This is a genomic window from Paraburkholderia bannensis NBRC 103871 (genome assembly GCF_000685015.1).
Taxonomy (GTDB): domain Bacteria; phylum Pseudomonadota; class Gammaproteobacteria; order Burkholderiales; family Burkholderiaceae; genus Paraburkholderia; species Paraburkholderia bannensis.
Window position 1 is genome coordinate 27170 of record NZ_BAYA01000028.1, and the last position, 18027, is coordinate 45196.

An 18027-nucleotide genomic window follows, 5' to 3' on the forward strand; every position below is an offset into this window, starting at 1 on the left:
ACTTATGAAATAGTGAAAACTCTGCGATTCGAATGGCGAATCCACTTGAAACGCATAGCCCATGCTGACCGCAGATTTCAAGCTAGTGCGGATGTAATGGTTGGCTAGAGTGTGCATGAGGCTGTGCGGTTGATTTGCCATCTATGCAAGTCAGTGCAGGTTTGCAGTTTGGAGGGGCGTTCCGGAACTATCTGAAAGTCCCATCGTGAAAACGGGGCGTTGACCGAGCATCGACTGATGAGGCTGAAGTTCGCCGTGCCCGGATGAAGTTCCTTTCTCCGAGCAATTCAGGGAGGGAACCTCAACATTTCCCGAATGGCGCAGCCAATCCGTACGAAGTTTGGCGGTCTGGAAGTACAGGGTGCGTCGCTCTTACTCGGAAAATCTGTGCTTTCGGAAAAGAAGTGCATTCAAAAGCGGCGGGCGTTTTAGTTATGCATGTTTGACATCCGTTTATACCCTGAGTTGCGCCGTTACAACTGGCGGCGGGTAATACGCGCAACTGACGTATAGCCCGATCGCAGTGGCGCTAGGTAATCAGCAGTACAACAGCGTGTCGGTGCTCGCAGTGCTGATTCAATACGGCGCAAGCCTTAATGCCCGTTGTTCGCAAGGCTTTCCGGTCGTCTCCTACGTGGTCATGGATAACCACGGCACCGCTCATCGCAGCGATTTCAGGATGAAGACGTTCTTTCTGTAATGTCTAGATTCTACGGGCGAACAGTTCAACGCCGTGTAGCCGTCCATGAAGCGGTGCAGGGGTGCGCTTATCGCTTGGTCGGTAATACGACGGCCTGCAGAGGCTGTCATTCGGCCGGCGGTCGTTGTTGTGTAGTTGCATGATCGCTCCCACGATAAGCGGCCTTTCCGTAAAGCACAGTGCAAGGCGAACAGCCGTTCGCCAACTGAACGCTAACATTGACATACTTGCGCACCCGACAATTGCAGTTACCTTGCTCGCGTGCGCATTGCCCGCGGTGGTTCACACTCAAGCACCCTGGCGACAAAGATCCGGTTTGACCAGGCTCTTGGCTTCCACAAACCGGTCATTGACAGTGGCACGCGCTTTGACTTTTTTGGATCAATTGCGAACTCACGCGCTTTTCATCTATTCAACGCGCGTTATCAGGCGAAAAGAGGCACGAAACAACGGAGGTTCTAATACAGCAGCAGCGAGCAGCGCCGCAATTCCCGTCGCAACCGTGACATTTCCAATGCGCGCTTAGCTGGATGAACGGATAAACAACGCGCTTCGATACTTAAAAAACCACCAAAGCGCGTCTCGTTTTACGGCGCATCACCCACCCATCAACTTCAACCCCGCCGGCAACGCCTCACCGAACACGCGTCCTGTATCCGCGCTATCCAGCTCCACGACTTCGCGCACCATCTCGATCCACGTTTGCGGCGCGTTCGCGCTTTCCAGCCGCTTTAGCACGGTTTCGCGCAGCTCGGGCGCGATATCGCGCGAACGGTCGCCCGTCATGCGCGCAATCTGAGCGGCTGCGAACATCGCCGGTTCGACCTTCTTCCAGTCGAGCGCGAGAATCGCATCGAGCCATCTTCCCGCCACGTCCGGCGGCACGACGCCATGCGCGCTGCCATAGAAGGGCAGACGTGCGCCGATGCGGCCGACGGCCCACCAGCTCTGGTGATTCTCCGAAGACTTTTGCAGGCGCTGAAGCAGTTGCTCGCCGATCTCGACCTTGGCTGCAGCATCGATCTGCTCCAGCGAAGCGTAGAGCCGCACCATATCCGCGTGACCGAGCTTCGACGGATCGAACGGCAGCTTGTGCTGCTTCGCGCTAGCGGCTTCCTCCAGCCAGCGCATCGCGGCCAGCACCTGCTCCTGCGCTTCGGCGTTCAGGCCACCCGCCGCGCGACGCCACAGCGTCCACCACTCCGACCAGACCTGGCTGTCGTTGACATGCTGGATGCCGTCGTCAAACAGCATCCACAGCTGCTCGACACGCCATTCGTCGAGCGGATAACCAAACCCCGGCCGCACGCAATAACCGGCGAGGTTCAGCCACAGCCGCTCGTGATCGGCAGAACGGCGACGCCGTCCCGCGCGATCCCACAGCGCGCCGAACAGTTCGCGCAGCAGCGGGCTGTCCCAGTTCTGGCGCGCGCCCAGCGTATGTTCGAGTTGCGCGCGCAGGCGCTTCACTTCCTTGGGATCGACCTTGGCCGACTTCGCGCCGAATACGCGCTCGATCAGTGCAATGGCCTCGTCGAGCGCGGCATGACGCACGCGCGCACCGGCGTCCGGCCGCGCGTGGTCGTCGCGGCGCAACTGGAATTCGAGCAGCCATTGCTGCGCGGGATCGTCGGTGGCGATGCAGCGCACCTCCAGCGTGCCGATCTCGGTCAGTTGCGCGGTGAGCTTGACGGGGCGCTCGCGGCCGCCCTTATGGTCGTTATCGTCGCGATGGCCCGCGACCACGGTGGCGAGCGGCGGCAGGCGCACGAAATCGCCCGCCTGCGTATTCGACAGGTCGGCGATTTCACCGGCTTTCCAGCGCGTGTCCGCGACCGTCGAGACCAGGTGGAACTGCACCGGATGGCCCAGACGCAGCGCGAACGTGCGGTCGTCGAGCCGCACTTCGTGGCCTTCTTCGGTGCCGCGCGGCAGCAGGCAGATGCCGCGTTGCGCAGACTCGCCGCCGTTTGCGTTGTTGTTCGCGCCGCCTTCGTCGAGCACGAGGAAATAGCTGCGCGGCGAGCCGCCGCCGATGCGCGGCGCGCGGCCCTTGCGCGCGAGCGCGAAGGCGACCGCGCCGCGCGCGACGGCCACGTCGGGATGATCGTTTTGCAGCACCGTGAGCGGCGCGTCGCGCCACGCGCCCAGCGTGTCGCGCAGGCGCGCAGAGAGCGCGGGCGCATTGAACACGCCGCCGTTGAGCAGCAGCGTATCGGGCACGGGCAGTGTCCCGGCAGCTTCATCCGCAGGCAGGCCGAGCGCCTCGCGCGACTGCGCCGCGAAGCGTTGCAGGAACGCCGCGATGTGCCGCGTGATCGCCGGATCGGCGGCATAGGGCAGGCCGAACTCGACGATGGCCGCGCGCGCCCGGCGCGGCAGGTCGCTGGCGTCGCCCGCCGGGAAGAAGCCGTCCACGACGATGCGCGCGGCTTCCTCGCGCGTGAGCTGCGTGGTGCGCGCGCCGCCGATCAGCTTCGAACCCGCGCCCAGCAGCGTCACGCCCACTGATTCGGGCGCCTCGGCATCGAGCAACTGTTCCTTCGCGACGCGGCAGCGCTCGACCAGTTGCGACAGGCTCGCGGCAGAAAGCCTGCCGGGCTGGGCTTGCGATCCCGCAAGGCGGCTTTCCGCCAGGTGCGCGAGCGCGAGATCCATGTTGTCGCCGCCGAGCATCAGGTGGTTGCCCACGCCAATGCGCGTCAGGCGCGGCTCGCCGCTTTCATCGACCTGCACCTGGATGAGCGTGAGGTCGGTCGTGCCGCCGCCCACGTCGCACACGAGCACAAGGCGCGTGCGCGCGAGTTCGGCCTGCAACGATTCGCGATGATGAAACAGCCAGTCATAGAACGCGGCCTGCGGTTCTTCCAGCAGGCGCAGTTTGGGCAGTTGCGCGCGGCGCGCGGCTTCGAGCGTGAGTGCGCGCGCGCCGTCGTCGAACGAGGCGGGCACGGTGAGCACCACGTCCTGCTGTTCGAGCGGCGCGTGCGGGAAACGGTGGTTCCACGCGGCGCGTACGTGCGCGAGATAGCTCGCGCTGGCGTCGACGGGGGAGACCTTGCCGACGTCGTCGGGCGCGCCCCAGGGGAGGATCGGCGCGAGCCGGTCAACGGAGGCATGCGAGAGCCAGCTTTTCGCGCTGGCGACCAGACGTCCCGGCACCTGCGCGCCGAGCGTGCGCGCCATGCGGCCGACTACGACGGCTTGATCGGCGCTGGCGTTAGCGTCCTGCTGCGCGGGCCACGGCAATTGCAGCGCGCCCGCGGGCAGCTCGCCAGGCGCTGCGTGATAGCGCGCCGACGGCAGCAGCGGCTGCGCGCCGATTTCGCCGGGCGCGGTCAGCTGCTCGATATCGAATACGCGGATTTCGTCGCCGCCCGCTTCGGCGTAGGCGACGACCGTATTGCTCGTTCCCAGGTCGATACCGACGACGTATGGCTTCATCGCGCTCAATTGCTGACTCGGTTGGCGGTTGGATGGACGTGGCTCGTGCGCCGCCGGTACTTCCCCCGTGGCGGCGCATGAGCGGGAGGCGCTTGAAGCGTGTCAAGCGCCTCGGGTACCTCAGTTGCCTCAGGTTGCCTTAGGCGCTCGCGCCGCCGCGCACGTCGAATTCGACCTTCCAGCGCTCGTGGCTGCCGGACGGCACGGCTTCGAGTTCCAGCGTGCCTGCTTCGGTCACGCGCGCGTGCAGCTTGACCGGCACGATCTCGCCGGGCGTGCGGCCTTCGGTGGGCAGCGTCGCCTGGATCTCTTCGAGTTCCTGCAGCTCGTCCGCCGACCAGTAATCGAGCATCGTGCCGACCTGATCCTGACGGCGCACCGACGACCCGAAGAAGCGGAAATGCACCGGCTCGCCGACCACGAGGCCGAATTCCTGCGCGGGCAGCGGCGCATCCGTGCCTTCTTCCATGCCGAACGGCGCGACGCACAGCGCCGACACCGGCGGCTCCAGACCCGGCACCGCGGGCATGGCCGACTCGACCGCGACGTAATACGCGCGCGCCGTGCCGCCGCGAATGCGCACGCCCTTGCCTTGCTTCACGTAGCCGTAATAGGCCGCGCCGCGCGCCACCGCGAGGTCGAGATCCGCGCCGCCGAGCAGTCGCGCGGCGGGCGCACCTTCGCCAGCCAGCCAGCCGTTGACGATGTCGAGCACGCGGCCCGCGAGCAGTTCCGACTTGAACACGCCGCCGTTGAACAGCACGGCGGTGGGGTGCAGGAAGCTCGCGCCTTCGGCGGGTGCGCCGAAGCCTTCGACTTCCGCGAGCGCCGCGACCTGGCGGCCAAGGAAGGCCGCAAGATGGCGCGTGACGCCCGCATCCTGCGCGTAGGGCAGGCCAAGCTGCGTGAGGCCGACGCGGGTACGCACGGCCGGACGCGCGGCGGCGTCCACCTGCGGGAAGAAGCCGTCCAGGATGATCTGCGTGAGTTCCGCGCGCGTGAGTTCGGTGCGGATCGACCCGCCGATCAGCTTCGAGCCGCGGCTGGGCACCACGAGCGGCACGGCGTCCACGCTCGCATCGGTCAGCAGCGTTTCCTTGGCCGAGCGGCACGCGTAGGTGAGCGCGCGCAGTTGCCACGGATCGGCCTGGGTGCCTTGCGCTGCGAGCTTGCGCGCGACCACGTGAGCGAGCGCCAGATCCATGTTGTCGCCGCCGAGCAGGATGTGCTCGCCCACGGCCACGCGATGCAGTTCGAGATTGCCTTCGCGCTCGACCACGGCGATCAGCGAAAGGTCGGTCGTGCCGCCGCCGACGTCCACCACGAGGATGATGTCGCCGACCTTCACGTCCTTGCGCCAGCCGCCGCCGCTCTTCTGGATCCAGCTATAGAGCGCGGCCTGCGGTTCTTCCAGCAGCGTCATGCGCGAGTAGCCCGCGGCCTGGGCGGCTTCGGCGGTCAGCTCACGCGCGGCCGGATCGAACGAGGCCGGAATCGTCACGGTGATGTCCTGCTCGACGAACGGCGCGTCCGGCACGGCCTGGTCCCACGCCTCGCGCAGGTGCGTGAGGTAGCGGATCGACGCTTCGAGCGGCGACACGCGCGCGACTTCGGGCGGCGCGTCGTTCGGCAGGATCGCCGCGCGGCGATCGACGCCCGGGTGGCACAGCCAGGACTTCGCGCTCGACACGAGGCGGATCGGCGTGCCCGCGCCACGGCTGCGCGCCATCTCGCCCACGGCGTACTCGCGCGTGGCCGTCCAGGGCAGCGTCAGGTCGCCGGGCGTGAGCTCGCCCGCGTTGGGCAGGTAGAGGAACGAGGGCAGCAGTTCGGGCGATTCGATCGCGCCGGGCGCCGTGAGCTGCGTGATGGGCAGCACGTCCTGGATGGCTTTCTCGCCGTCACTGGCGGTGAGATCGACATACGAGAGGGCGCAGTGGGTCGTACCAAGGTCGATGCCGATGGAATAACGGGCTTCGCTCACAGTTCCACCTCCGCCGGGGCGAGAACCTTGGCGTCATGCGACTTGACGAGCTTCGGCAGCTTGACGTCCTCGACGCGCCAGCCACGATGGCTGATCGTGCCGTTGAACGGCGCGGCGCCGACCACGTTGCCGGTCAGGCGGATCGCCGTGGCGTCGAAGCCTTCGGCGATGGTCACGCGGCTGCCTTCGGCTTCCGTGCGCACCGGGCGGATCGTGAAGTGCTCGCGCAGCGTCGCGCGGCAGCCTTCGTGGACGAGGCGTGCGGCCGCGCCGATGTCGGCGTCCGCGTAGCCCGCGATGTCTTCTTCGACGAAATCGACGAAGCGCGCGTTGCGCTGAAGCAGGCCGAGCAGCTGCAGCGCCGATTGCGGGCTGGCTTCCTCGATGACGGCAGCGGGGGCCACCGGCGCGACGGGTTTAACCGGCGCCACGGGTGCAACAGGGGCGGGCTGCGGCGCGACAGGCGCGGCGACGGGGGCTGCTACCGGTGCGGAAACAGGCGCATCAAAGGTCTCGCCGTTGCGCAGGCGGCGCACGCCGGCGGCCAGTTCGGCATTGCCGAGGATGGCGAAAAACGATCCGAAGGCCAGCGCGAGGCGGCCTGCGAATGAAATCTTGGTTTCGGTCATTAAAGCTACTCCAGTGGTCTCGCGCGCGGTCTACCCGTGCAGGCGAGGCCCGGATGATACGTCCTCGGGCGGCGTCTGCTAAGGGTGGGGGCCAAACCGGCAGGAAAAAATGAGCCCGCACGGGCTCGAAAACCCGTATTTTGCCTTGTTGTGGGCGCGAGACGGGCAAATTGGCCGTCCGGCAGAGGGATTCGGGCCCGCAAAGCCGCCTGGCGGCGGGTTCGGCGGGCCGATTTTTGTGGGATTGCTGCGCTTGATGCGCCTGAAGCGGCGGCGCACGGCCGCCGCTTCAGCGTTCACGCGTCGTCGTCGTGCGCGTCTTCTTTGGCGCCGTCCTTGTGGAACACGCGCTTGGTCGTGCGCTTGGTGGCCTCCCAGCCTTCGCGCGACGTGTGCGCGATGCCGTGGCCGACCGTCCTGGCCGCATTCGCGGTCGCATGGCCGAAGTCGCGCGCGGCCTCGCCGGTCTTGTGGGCGGCCTCTTTCGAGTCGTGCTTGATGTCCTCTTTCACTTCATGCAGATCGGCGTGTGCGGCCGAACTGGCGAGGCCAAGCAGCAGCGCGGCCAGCGCATACGAACTAAGCGAACGTTTTTTCATGATGGTTCTCCCTTGATGGTGGCTGGGGCGCCGCCGCCGGGCAGCCGCCCCGATGCGTCGAGCATCACGGCGGCGCGGCCCGCGAGCAGCGTCTGCGCGCCGCAGCGCACGGTGAAGGCGTAGAGCACGCTGGTGCCGTCGCCGCTCAGGCGTTCGGCTTCGATGGTCAATGGCCCGGGAAGGGTGTCGAGGCGCGCGACGTGGGCTTCGACGCCGCGCACGCTGGCGAGAAAGCCCACGCGCGGGCGACTTTCTGCAACGCCTTCACCGCCGTCACCGCCGCAGGCGCCGACCAGCGCGCCATGCACGGCCATGGCCTGCGCCGCGTATTCGATGCCGCACGCCGCAGCAAGCCGCCCGCGCGAGTGCAGCGGATTGTGCGCATCGCGATGGCTCGTCGCCGTGCACCGGATGCGCGTGTCGTCCCAGGCCTCGACGCCGTCGAGCAGGCACATCGCGCCGCTGTGCGGAATGTGCGCCTCGATCCACGCGTGATCGAGCGTCACGGCGTTCAACGGGGCGGCGCTCACGGCGCGGGCTCCGTCGGGGTCGGCGCGGGCGTCGGCGGAAAGCTCAGGTCGATGCGCACGCGCGTTTCCGGCAGATAGTCGATCACCAGGCTCGCCGCGCGGCGCTGCGCGATCGCTTCGAGCAGCGGCAGCACGCGCGCGGCCGGATTGCCCGCGCGCAGGGCTTCGAGTTCGGGCGATGCGAGCTGCGTGGCGGGCGCGTCCGTCAATTGCGCCTCGATATGAGCGAGGCCGGGCCGCGACTGGGCATCGCCGTGCGCCAGCGGCGCAAGCACGAGCGCCACGCCGAACGCATCGGCGATAGGGCGCACCGCGTGCAGCGGTTCCGGATAGTCGGCGTCGTAGGCGATCAGCAGGCTCGGCACGCCGTCGACGGCGACCTGGCACAAGCTTTCCAGCAGGCCCGCCGCGAAGCTCGCGTCGTAGGCGCAGAGCACGTTCGAGGTGGCCCGCGCCTGCGCCGCGATGCTCCAGTAGCCGGCGGGCGCGTTGTGCACGGAGTTGTGAAAGCGCGTGGGCGAAAGCTGGCGGTCTTCGCCCGCGAGCGTTTCGCAGATCGCGTGGCAATTCTGGCCGTCGCCGCCCGAGGCCGCGAACACGGTTGCGAGCGTGGTCGCGTCGCGGCCGCTCGCTGCCACGGCTTCGTGGCCCACGGCCAGCGCAGTGCGCACGACGGGGCCGGTGCGGCGGCGCTCGGCGGAAGGCAGCGAGGCGGGTTGTGGCAGCGCCGTGCGCGCGCTCTCGTAGGGCGCGCGTCCCGCGAGCACGTCGGCGGCGTGAGGCCAGTCGGGCAGGCCCGGGCCGATCAGGCCGATGCTTTCGATGCAGGCGTTCAGTTTCATTGCAGTGTCGTCCACATGAAGCAGGTTTCAGCGCGCGCGGCCACGGCCACGGCCGTTCCCCAGCACCAGGCTGCAATTCGTCCCGCCGAAGCCGAACGAATTGCTCAGCACGGCGTCGATATCGGCGTCATGGCTTTGCAGCACGTAGTTCAGGCCCAGTTCGGGGTCGGGCTGCGTGGTGTTCACGCCGGCGGGAATGAAGCGGTGACGCAGCGCGAGCGCGGCGGCCACGGCTTCCAGCGCGCCCGCCGCGCCCAGCGTGTGGCCGGTCGCGCCCTTGGTCGAACTGCACGGCGTGCCGTCGAACAGCGCGGCCATGGCGCGGCTTTCGGCGGCGTCGTTGCTGGGCGTGGCGGTGCCATGCAGGTTGATGTAGCCGATGTCGTGCGGCGCGAGGCCCGCCGTGGCCAGCGCCTGCTCGACGGCCGTGCGTGCGCCCAGGCCTTCCGGATGCGGCGACGACATATGGTGCGCGTCGCTCGATTCGCCCACGCCGAGCAGCAGCACCGCATCGTCGGCGAGTTCGGCATCGGCGGGCACGCGTTCCAGCAGCGCGAACGCCGCCGCCTCGCCAATCGAAATGCCGTTGCGGTTCGCGTCGAACGGGCGGCACGGCTCGCGCGACAGCAGTTCGAGCGAGTTGAAGCCGTACAGCGTCGTGAGGCACAGCGAATCGACGCCGCCCACCACCGCCGCGTCGATCAGGCCGGCTTCGATCATGCGCCGCGCCGACCCGAACACCTTCGCCCCCGACGAACACGCCGACGAGATCGACGTCGCCGGCCCGCGCAGCGCGCAGTACGCGCGCACGAATGCGGCGACGGAATAGGGGTTGTGGGTCTCGGCGTAATGGAAACCCGGCGCGAGTGCGCCGCTTTGCGGGTCGCGCGTGCGATAGGCCTGCTCGGTTTCGAGGATGCCGCTCGTGCTGGTGCCCATGAACACGCCCACGCGATCCGCGCCGTAACGCGCCGCCGCCGCCGCGACGCGCGCGGCAAAGCCGTCCTGTTCGAGGCCAATTTGCGCGAGGCGGTTGTTGCGGCAGTCGTAGTTCGCGAGATCGGCGCGCATCGTCACATCGTCCACGCCGTCGACCTTGCCGATCCAGGTGTCGAGGTCGGCGCGCTCGAAATCGCACGGCGCAAGGCCGCCGCGCTGGCCACGCAGGGCGGCCAGCATCGCGTCGAGACCGCGCCCGAGGCAACTGGTGGCGGTGAAGTGCGAGAGCAGGAGTGGGTTCACGAAGGTCGTCTGGGTATTGGGCTAAATGATGGGCTGAATGCGTGAGCGCCGTGCAGCGCGATCACGCGTTGATATGCGTCAAATTTTATCAAACGGCGTGGCGTCAATCGCCTTCTGGACGGGGATTGGCGCGTTCTTTGGTGTGTTTTCATCAAGCGCTTCGCGCAGCGTCGTCCAGCGCAGTTGCGCCTGGGCGGCGGCGCGCAGCAGCTCGGGCAGCACCTTGAGCACCACGGGCGCACCGTCCGCGTCGCGCGCCGCGTGGCCGTCGTGGATCAGCAGGATGTCGCGCGGCGCGAGGCCGTCCAGCAGGCGCTGCGTGACCTTGCCCGCGTCGCGCTCGCGCGTGTCGAAGCCGCGCCGCGTCCAGCTCGCCAGTTGCAGGCCCAGGTCGCACAGCACCGGTTCCAGGAAGGGATTGCGCAGGCCCGCGGGCGCGCGGAAAAACAGCGGCCGCGTGCCGGTGATCTGCGTGAGCGTGCGCTGTCCGGCCTCGATTTCGCGTCGCAGCGCGCCCGGCGCCGACAGCGAAAAGTGATGGCGATGGCGCTGGCTGTGGTTCTCGACGGCATGGCCGCGCGCGGTGATTTGCTCGACGATCTGCGGGTGGCGCTGCGCGCGCTCGCCGATGCAGAAGAACGTCGCGCGCGCGCCGTGTTCGTCGAGCAGGTCGAGTACGCGCGGCGTGACTTCCGGGTCGGGGCCGTCGTCGATGGTCAGGGCGATCCGGTCGTTCGCGTCTTGCGATGGCGGCAGCCGCGTCCAGTTCGGGCCAAGCAGCGCGCTCTTCGGCCAGAGGCCCGCCGCCGTCAGCACGAGATGCGAGGCGATCACGCTGCCCGTCGCCCACGGCCACGTTGCCGGTTGCACGAGCATCGCCGCCGCCGCGCCGACGTGCAGCGCCGCCGTGCCGGTGATGAGCGGCGCGGGCCTCCAGCGGCGCGGCGCGTAGCTCGACTGAAGCGGAGCCGGGGCGTTCATGCGCGCTTCTCCTCGCGCGTGCCAACCGCGGGCGCAACCGCAGGCGCGGGGGCAGCGCGAGCGGCCTGCGGCGCGAGAATCGCCGCGAAGGCCAGCGCGAGCATCGCGCCCGGCCCGACCGTGAGACCGAAGGTTTCGAGCAGCGGCACATGCGAGAGCGCCAGCAGGCCGAAGCCCGCCACCGTCGCGAGATTGGCGACCAGCAGCGACACCAGCGTGCCCGGCGCGATGGCGTGGCTTGCGTGACTCGCATGGCCCGACACCTCGTCGTGCTTGCAGAAAAACAGCGCGTAATTCGATCCCACCGCGACGATCAGCAACATGCCCACGAGATGCAGGATCGTGAGCGGCACGCCGGCCAGCGCGAAGCCCGCCGCCACCACCAGCACGGCGGCGATGAGCGGCGCAAGCGCGCGCGCGGCCCGCTTCGCCGAGCGCAGCGCGATGGCCAGCAGCACAGCAATCGCCGCAAAGCCCGCGAGCGAAAGGCGCCGGTCTTCACGTACGTAGTTCGCGTAGAGGTGATCGGCCTCGGTTTTCATGTCGACGAAGAGGGCGCCCGGCACCTGCGCATTCGCAACGGCGGCGCGGATCGGCGCGGCGTCGAGGCTTGACGTGTCGGCGTGGGTCGCACCGTCCGGGGCGCGCAGCGCGAGCATCGCGTTCCAGCCGCCGTCCGCGCGCCGCGTGAGCAGCGCGTCGACGGCCAGCGCCATCGAGGTGTCGCGCAGGTCGGCGCGTGTGATCGGCGCGGCGGTGCGGGCCGCGGCGACATCGGCGAGGAAGGGGGCGAAGGCGTCGGGCTTGAGCGCAATCGGCTGGTCGGCGAGCGCTTCGCGCATGCGCGCGGCGAGCGTGGCGGCGTCCGGCAGGCTCGCCATGCGCGCGCGCTGCGTGGCTGCGCTCGGCAGGTAGCGCGCCGGGCTTTCGAAGCCCGCGAGCACGCCGCGATCGACCAGCGGCTGCAACTGCGCGCCGATCTTTTCCGCGCCTTCGAGCGCGGCTTGTTCGCTGGCGGCGGGGATCTCGACGAGATAGCGCACGTCGGGCGCGCCCACGTCGGCGCGCAGCCGCGCATCGAGCGCCTGGCTGGCCGCCGGAACCGGGCTGAGCGACGAGAGTTCGTGGCTCCACAGGACGTCGCGATGCAGCGCGAGCACCGCGACCGCGGCCAGCGCCAGCGCCGCGAGCGCCCAGCGCAGGCGCGGCGCGGCCTGCGCGGCGCGCGCGAGCCAGGACGCCAGGCGTGTGACATCGCGCATCGCGACCGGGCCGCCTTGCAGGCGCGGCAGCACGAAGCGTGTCACCAGCGCCGCCGTCACCAGGCCCGCAATCGAAAACGCGCCCAGTTGCACGAGGCCCGGAAAGCCCGAGAACAGCATCGACGCGAAGCCGCACACGGACGTCAGCACGCCCAGCCGGATCGTCGGCCAGTAGGCGGCGACCCAGGCGCGCAGCGTGTCTTCGTCGCGCGCGCCCGCAGGCGCTCGCGCGTGCGTTTGAGCCGATTGCACGAACAGATAGATCGAGTAATCGACGGCCTCGCCGATCAGCGTCGTGCCGAAGCCGAGCGTGATGCCGTGCACCGTGCCGAACGCAAGGCTCACGGCCGCGATCCCCGCCGCGACGCCCGACAGCACCGGCAGCAGGCCGAGCACGAGCGTGCGCGGAGAGCGGTAGAGCGCGAGCAGCAGCGCGACGATCAGCACGAGGCTGAGCGCGGAAATGCGCTCGACGTCATGACGGATCGCGTCGCGCGTCTGCACTGCAAACACGCCGGGGCCGCTCAGGTCGATGCGGTAGCGGGACGCTTGCGGCAGCGCCTGCGTGGCGGTGTCGAACGCGCGCTGGATGGCGTCGATGGCGCGGGCCTGGGCGTCGGTGTCGGAGCCTGTGGCGGCGGTCTGCGCGACCAGCACGGCGCGCGCGCCGTCGCGGGAGGCCCACACGCCGTCGCGGGTCGCGGGCTGCGCCGCGCCGTCCAGCTGGCCGACGAGCGCGGCGACTTCGCCAGTCGGATCGTGCGGCAGCAGATCCTTGGCCATCAGTCCCGCCGACGAACTGAGCAGGTCGAGACTGTCGCCCAGCGCCGCGTGCAGGCCGTCGGCAGTAAAGCGCTGCGGCGTGACGGCGGGGCTGAGCGCATAGCGGTGCGCGTAGACGAATTGCTGGTCGCGCGCGTCGTTGACGGCTTCGCCGTTATGGACTGCCGCGAATTGCGGATCGGCGCGCAGCGTTCCCGCGATTCGACGCGAAATCTGCGCGCGGGAGGCGGTGTCGCCGCCCTCGACGCCCACAAGGATCAGCCGCGAGACGACGCCGTCGCGCAACTGGTCGACCAGCACGCGCTGGCCCGCCGTGGGCGCGCCCGGCAGGAACGCGGACAGGTCGGCGCTGAAATGCGCGCGGGAAATCGCGCCCGCGCAGGCGAGCAGGAACAGCAGCCAGATCAGCACGGCGCGCCGTTGCAGCGCGTGCAGTGCCCGACGCGAGCGACTGAGGGGAGGGAGCGGGGCGTTCATACGGATCAGCCGTGGCGCGGGTGCGAACGCACGCGGCTCAGTTCGAAGCTGGCTCCGACGCAGCAGCGGACGCGGTGAGCGGCCGCAACTGCATCAGCGAATGGTCGCCGCCCGCCTGCTGGATCGCGACGCTGCGCAGCAGGTCGCGCGTGCCTTCGAGCGTGATCGAGCTGACCGTCTTGCGCATCTGCGAATCGCGCGGCGTGAGCGTGAGCGTCCAGTCGTCGCCGCTGCCCGCGAGCGCGACCTGGTAGGTCTGCTCCAGCGCAAGACGGTTGCCCGTGAGCGTCGCGCGGATGCTCTCGATGAACGCGCCCAGCTCCGGATAGCGCGCGAGCGCCAGCGTGTATTTGTGGTTGTTGCGATCGACGGTGAGCATGTCGCCTTCCACGACCAGGTGCTCGGGTTTGGGCTTGAGCGTGTTCTTTTCCAGGTGGTCGGGCGCGACGAAGGACAACTCGCCCGACGATTCGACCGGCTGCGTCGCGATCGACAGGTACTTCGTTTCGGTGAAGGCGGCGCGGCCCGACTTGTGCTGCGCAAGCGTCGACATCAGGCGGTCGAGCGTCCAGTCGCTGCTGGCGGCTGATGTGGCTTGTGCGGCTTGTGTGGCTTGCTGCGCGGCATGTGCAACGCCGACTGCGATGCCCGCGCTGGTGAGCAGCACCGCAGCAAGCACGCATTGCAAACGAAGGCGATGAAGACGGAAGGCGCTCATGCGTCGGAAGTCTCTCGTGGGGTCAGGCTGGCCGTGGCTTTGTCGCGGCGCGCGTGGGTTCGCGTCGGGTTTGGGTTGCGCGAAGTCTGCGCATTCTGCGCCTTCGGCCCAACCGGTGCGAGCCGGGCGACGGCAAGCTCGGCGCTCGTCGGCTTGGCCTGCGCCGTCTGCCAGAAGTCGAAGTAGTTGAACCAGTTATAGGGCGCGGCGCGGCAATGGCGGTCGAGCAGCGCGACATAGCGCACGAGCGCCGCGTCGATAGCCGCCTGGCGCGCTTCGCGCGGCGTGTGCGTGAAATCGGCGAGCGTTTCGAAGTGGATGTCGTAACGGTTGCCGCCGCGATAGAGGCCGGTCATGAAGATGACGGGGCGCTTGAGCATCGCGGCCATGTAGAGCGGGCCGAGCGGGAACGCCGCCGGTTCGCCCAGGAAGGCCATGCGGCGCAGCGCGGCGGTGTCGTCGGCGAGCAGGGTGCGGTCGGCGAGCATGCCCACCATGCAGTTCTCGTCCAGGCGCTCGCTCACGCGCAGCATCGAATCCACCTGGCCGAGGCCAATCACTTCGGGCTGCGCGGCGGGATTGACGGCGGCGAGCGTCGCGTTGATGCGGCGCGCGTTCTCTTCGAACATCGTCACCACCACGCGCAGCGACGGATGCGTGCGGCCGAGCGCGCGCACCACTTCGAAGCTGCCCAGGTGCGCGCCCATCAGGAACGCGCCGCGCCCGCCCGCGAGCGCTTCGTCCACCAGGTGATGGCCCTGCGGCCTGATGTCGAACAGGTCGAAGCGCTCGTTCATTAGGTAGATGCGGTCGTGGATCGTCGCCGCGAAGGTGAAGACGTGGCGGTAGAGGTCGGCCCAGCTCGCCGGGCGGCCGAGCACGCGGCGCAGATAGTCGCGCGACGCGGCTCGCGCGCGTGGCGAAAACAGCACGAAATAGAGCGCGATGAGATGCACGAGGCCGCGCGCCACGCGGCGGCCCATGCGCAGCGAGAGCCACGTCATCGTGCGCAGCAGCAGGGCGCTGCCGCGTTCTTCGCGCTGCGCCCAGTCGGTGCGATTGTTGTTCGAATTGTTCGAATTGTTCGGATTGGTCTGGTTTTGCTGGGTCATGGCTGTGGCCCTTCCTGCGAGTTTGTTGCGCTATGCGTCAACGACAACGTGCCGCTCGCGACATCGCGTTCGCCTGCGCGCACGGTAAAGCGCACCGAGCCGCTCGCCTGCGTATCGAAGGCGAGATCGAGCGCCTCGCCGGGGGCTGCCGGGCTCAGGAACTTCGCCGCGCTCAGGCGCCAGCCGTCGACGGGGCGCGCGAGCGCCGCGCCGATCGCGTCGATGGCGTGGTCGAGCAGCATCACGCCGGGCACGATCGGGTGGCCCGGGAAGTGGCCGGGCAGCGCGGGATGATCGGCGGGCACCGTGAAGCTGAGGGCGGCTTTGCCAGGCTCAGCGGGTTCACCGGCTTTGCCAGCGGGCGACGCCGCGCCGCGCGTATGCTGCGCGACCAGCGCGGCGAGCACATCGTGCGGCAGCTTGCCGGTCTCGTTGCGCGGCAGCGTATCGACGAACACGAGCGGGCGCGGCATGAACGCGGCGTCGATGCGCTCGCGCAGCGCGCGTTGCAGATGCGTGGCGTCGAGCGACGGCGCGACCACCAGCGCGACCAGGCGCGTGACCGGCTCGCGGCCTTCGCGCGTGCCGTGAGCGCTGTCGTCGGGCATGAAGAACACGCCGTCCATCACGCCCTCGATCGCGTTGAGCTGATGGTTCAGGTAGGCGAGCGACGTGCGCTTGCCCGCGATATTGATGAGGTCTTTCTTGCGGCCGTGCAGCAGGAAGTGCTGCGCGTCGAGCATTTCGAGCGCATCGCCCATCGGCACCGGCACTTCGACGTGGCCGCCCGAGGCCCACATGGTCGGGCCTTCGTCGGCTGCGCCGTTGTCGTCGGTGCGCGCCTCCAGACGAATGTCGTCGAACAGCGCCCACGTGGCGCCCTTCGCGGTGCGGCGCGTGGCGACCTGGCCGGTTTCGGTGCTGCCGTAGATCTCGATGAGCGGCGCATGCAGGCGCGCTTCGGCCTCGCTGGCGAGCTTTTCCGCGAGCGGCGCGGTGGCGCTCAGCACGAGCGCGGCTTCGGGCAACGCGGCGTCGCTGGCAAGCAGCGCGCGCAGATGGATCGGCGACGTCACCAGCACGCGCGGCTGCGGCACGGCGGCGAGTTCGCTGCGGATGTCCTCGGGATAGAACGGCTGGCGGTTGCTGAACGCAAGGCCGCCGATCAGCGCGAGCAGCACCGTCGATTCGAAGCCGTACATATGCTGCGCGGGCACCGTGCCGATGATGGTGTGCGCGTGGCCTTCCTCATCGGTCAGGCCGAGCCGCGCCGCCGCTGCCTTCACGTTCGCCACCAGGAAGCCCCACGTCTTGCGATGCGGCACCGGCGCGCCGGTCGAGCCGGACGTGAACACGTAGGCCATCACGCGGGCGGGGTCGATCTGCGGGACGTCGAAGGGCGCGTCGTCGTCGACGCGGGCTTCGCCTTCGGGCGCTTCGGTTGTTTCGGGTTCGGCGGGGTAGCGCAAACGCGGCAGGTCGATCGCACAATCGGCGGTGTCGTGCAGGCAGAACGCATCGGGCGCGAAACTCGCAAGCTGGCGCACCATTTCGGGCGTGTGCGTGGACGGCAGCAGGCTGATGCGGCCGGTCACGAGCGCCGCGCACAGGCTCACCGCGAAGCGGTAGCGGTCGCGGCAGACGTTGAACACGTGGCCGCCCGGCGGCAGCGCAGCGGCGACCCGCGCAACCTCGGCGAGGAACGCGCGCACCGTGACTGGCGAGCCGTCGCGCCAGGCGATGACCTGGCGGGGCGAAGTGTGAAAGACCAGCGGTTGAGTCGGCATAAATCGGTTGATACGGAAACAAGGGCCGGCGCGATGGCGCATCGGCCCGACATTCATGATGAGGCTTGCGACGTGGCCCGGTAGGCGCGGATTGCGTCCATCATTCCGGACTGCTTCTCGCCGGGCACCGCGAAGCGACGCACCGCGTGCTCGGCGACGAACATCGCGGCCACCAGCGGCAGCGCCAGATAATTCGCAAAGGTCGACCAGTCGACAATCGACGCGAAGGCGAACATCAGCGTCGAAACCGCCGCGATCGCCACGAAAAACACCGTCCAGGCCAGCGTCACCCGGCGCGTATAGCGCGCGATCGCAGGCTTGAGCGCCGCCGGGGCCACACCGCGAATCATCGCCGCGAAGTGCGAGACCAGCGGCGTTTGCCCCGCCGCGAGCGTGCGCCCGAACACCAGCGCCATGCCCAGATTGAAGCTCACATGTTCAAGGTACAGGCCCCATTCAAAGTGCTGAGCAAGCGGCGTGCGCGCTCCCCAAAGCGCCCCTGCACCGGCGATCCAGAGCGTCAGCCAGACGGCGCGGCGCGGCGAACGTGCCGCTGCGCCCAGCGCGAGCAGCACGGGCGGCAACAGCGCCATCGCCAGTCCCAGACCGTGCGAGTCGGGCGTGGCGACGGCGTGATGCGCAAGCACCTGGTACGCGGCCACGGCCGCGACTGCCAGCAACGCCCGCAAAAATCCGCTGAATGTCATGGCCGGCCTCCCGGACGCGCCAGATCGCGCACTGCGTGGCAGCGCGATGAGAGGCGGCGGTGAAGGGCGGGGCGGAGCATGGTCGATGTTGTATCCGTTAGTTTTCAGAACGCTTTCGGGATAGTGGCCCGGGTCACGAAATGCGTTATGTCATATGAATCCCAGGCCCCGAATTCAGGGCAGGCGTATTTTAAGATGCTTGGGACGGATCCTCGGTAAGCCTTCCGGAC

13 protein-coding genes and 1 pseudogene are annotated in these 18027 nt (G+C 68.6%); 1 reads left to right on the top strand and 13 read right to left on the bottom strand.

The genetic code is table 11. The annotated features are described in order from the left end of the window. The first annotated feature begins 553 nt into the window (after nucleotides 1-553). Nucleotides 554-700 carry a hypothetical protein gene (locus BBA01S_RS47145; protein ID WP_156966139.1) on the top strand — a complete coding sequence of 49 codons (147 nt, stop codon included), beginning with the start codon at nucleotides 554-556 and terminating at the stop codon, nucleotides 698-700. A 597-nt stretch (nucleotides 701-1297) separates the two neighbouring features. On the opposite strand, the gene BBA01S_RS30490 is transcribed toward BBA01S_RS47145, so the two are convergent. The 13 genes and pseudogenes from BBA01S_RS30490 to BBA01S_RS30550 form a co-directional block, all read right to left on the bottom strand. Further along, on the bottom strand, nucleotides 1298-4144 hold the full coding sequence (locus BBA01S_RS30490; protein WP_027819753.1) for an Hsp70 family protein: 2847 nt from the start codon (nucleotides 4142-4144) through the stop codon (nucleotides 1298-1300). A 139-nt stretch (nucleotides 4145-4283) separates the two neighbouring features. Beyond that, nucleotides 4284-6128, bottom strand: a complete 1845-nt coding sequence (locus BBA01S_RS30495) for an Hsp70 family protein (RefSeq protein WP_027819754.1) — start codon at nucleotides 6126-6128, stop codon at nucleotides 4284-4286. Then, a complete protein-coding gene (locus BBA01S_RS30500; RefSeq protein WP_027819755.1) occupies nucleotides 6125-6757 on the bottom strand; it encodes a DUF2760 domain-containing protein in 633 nt (210 codons plus the stop codon). Before BBA01S_RS30500 ends, BBA01S_RS30495 begins: the two co-directional genes overlap by 4 nt. Nucleotides 6758-7053: 296 nt before the next feature. Further along, entirely contained in the window at nucleotides 7054-7356 is a 303-nt protein-coding gene (locus tag BBA01S_RS30505) for a hypothetical protein (protein WP_027819756.1), read from the bottom strand. After that, on the bottom strand, nucleotides 7353-7886 hold the full coding sequence (locus tag BBA01S_RS30510) for a hotdog family protein (protein ID WP_027819757.1): 534 nt from the start codon (nucleotides 7884-7886) through the stop codon (nucleotides 7353-7355). The genes BBA01S_RS30505 and BBA01S_RS30510 overlap by 4 nt, the downstream gene beginning before the upstream one ends. After that, nucleotides 7883-8728, bottom strand: a complete 846-nt coding sequence (locus BBA01S_RS30515) for a beta-ketoacyl synthase chain length factor (RefSeq protein ID WP_027819758.1) — start codon at nucleotides 8726-8728, stop codon at nucleotides 7883-7885. The genes BBA01S_RS30510 and BBA01S_RS30515 overlap by 4 nt, the downstream gene beginning before the upstream one ends. Before the next feature lie 27 nt (nucleotides 8729-8755). Next, nucleotides 8756-9970, bottom strand: a complete 1215-nt coding sequence (locus tag BBA01S_RS30520) for a beta-ketoacyl-[acyl-carrier-protein] synthase family protein (RefSeq protein WP_027819759.1) — start codon at nucleotides 9968-9970, stop codon at nucleotides 8756-8758. A gap of 78 nt (nucleotides 9971-10048) precedes the next feature. Next, nucleotides 10049-10951 carry a polysaccharide deacetylase family protein gene (locus tag BBA01S_RS30525; RefSeq protein ID WP_027819760.1) on the bottom strand — a complete coding sequence of 301 codons (903 nt, stop codon included), beginning with the start codon at nucleotides 10949-10951 and terminating at the stop codon, nucleotides 10049-10051. Then, entirely contained in the window at nucleotides 10948-13473 is a 2526-nt protein-coding gene (locus BBA01S_RS30530) for an MMPL family transporter (RefSeq protein WP_027819761.1), read from the bottom strand. Before BBA01S_RS30530 ends, BBA01S_RS30525 begins: the two co-directional genes overlap by 4 nt. Nucleotides 13474-13510: 37 nt before the next feature. Continuing rightward, on the bottom strand, nucleotides 13511-14191 hold the full coding sequence (locus tag BBA01S_RS30535; RefSeq protein ID WP_027819762.1) for an outer membrane lipoprotein carrier protein LolA: 681 nt from the start codon (nucleotides 14189-14191) through the stop codon (nucleotides 13511-13513). 125 nt (nucleotides 14192-14316) lie between these two features. Next, nucleotides 14317-15303: pseudogene (locus BBA01S_RS43460) on the bottom strand (LpxL/LpxP family acyltransferase); the annotation flags it as partial. Further along, nucleotides 15300-17090 (bottom strand): AMP-binding protein, encoded by a 1791-nt coding sequence (locus BBA01S_RS30545; RefSeq protein WP_027819763.1) that lies wholly within the window; start codon nucleotides 17088-17090, stop codon nucleotides 15300-15302. The pseudogene BBA01S_RS43460 and the gene BBA01S_RS30545, both read right to left, overlap by 4 nt. Before the next feature lie 53 nt (nucleotides 17091-17143). Continuing rightward, nucleotides 17144-17797, bottom strand: a complete 654-nt coding sequence (locus BBA01S_RS30550; protein WP_042298164.1) for a COG4648 family protein — start codon at nucleotides 17795-17797, stop codon at nucleotides 17144-17146. Nucleotides 17798-18027 lie beyond the last annotated feature (230 nt).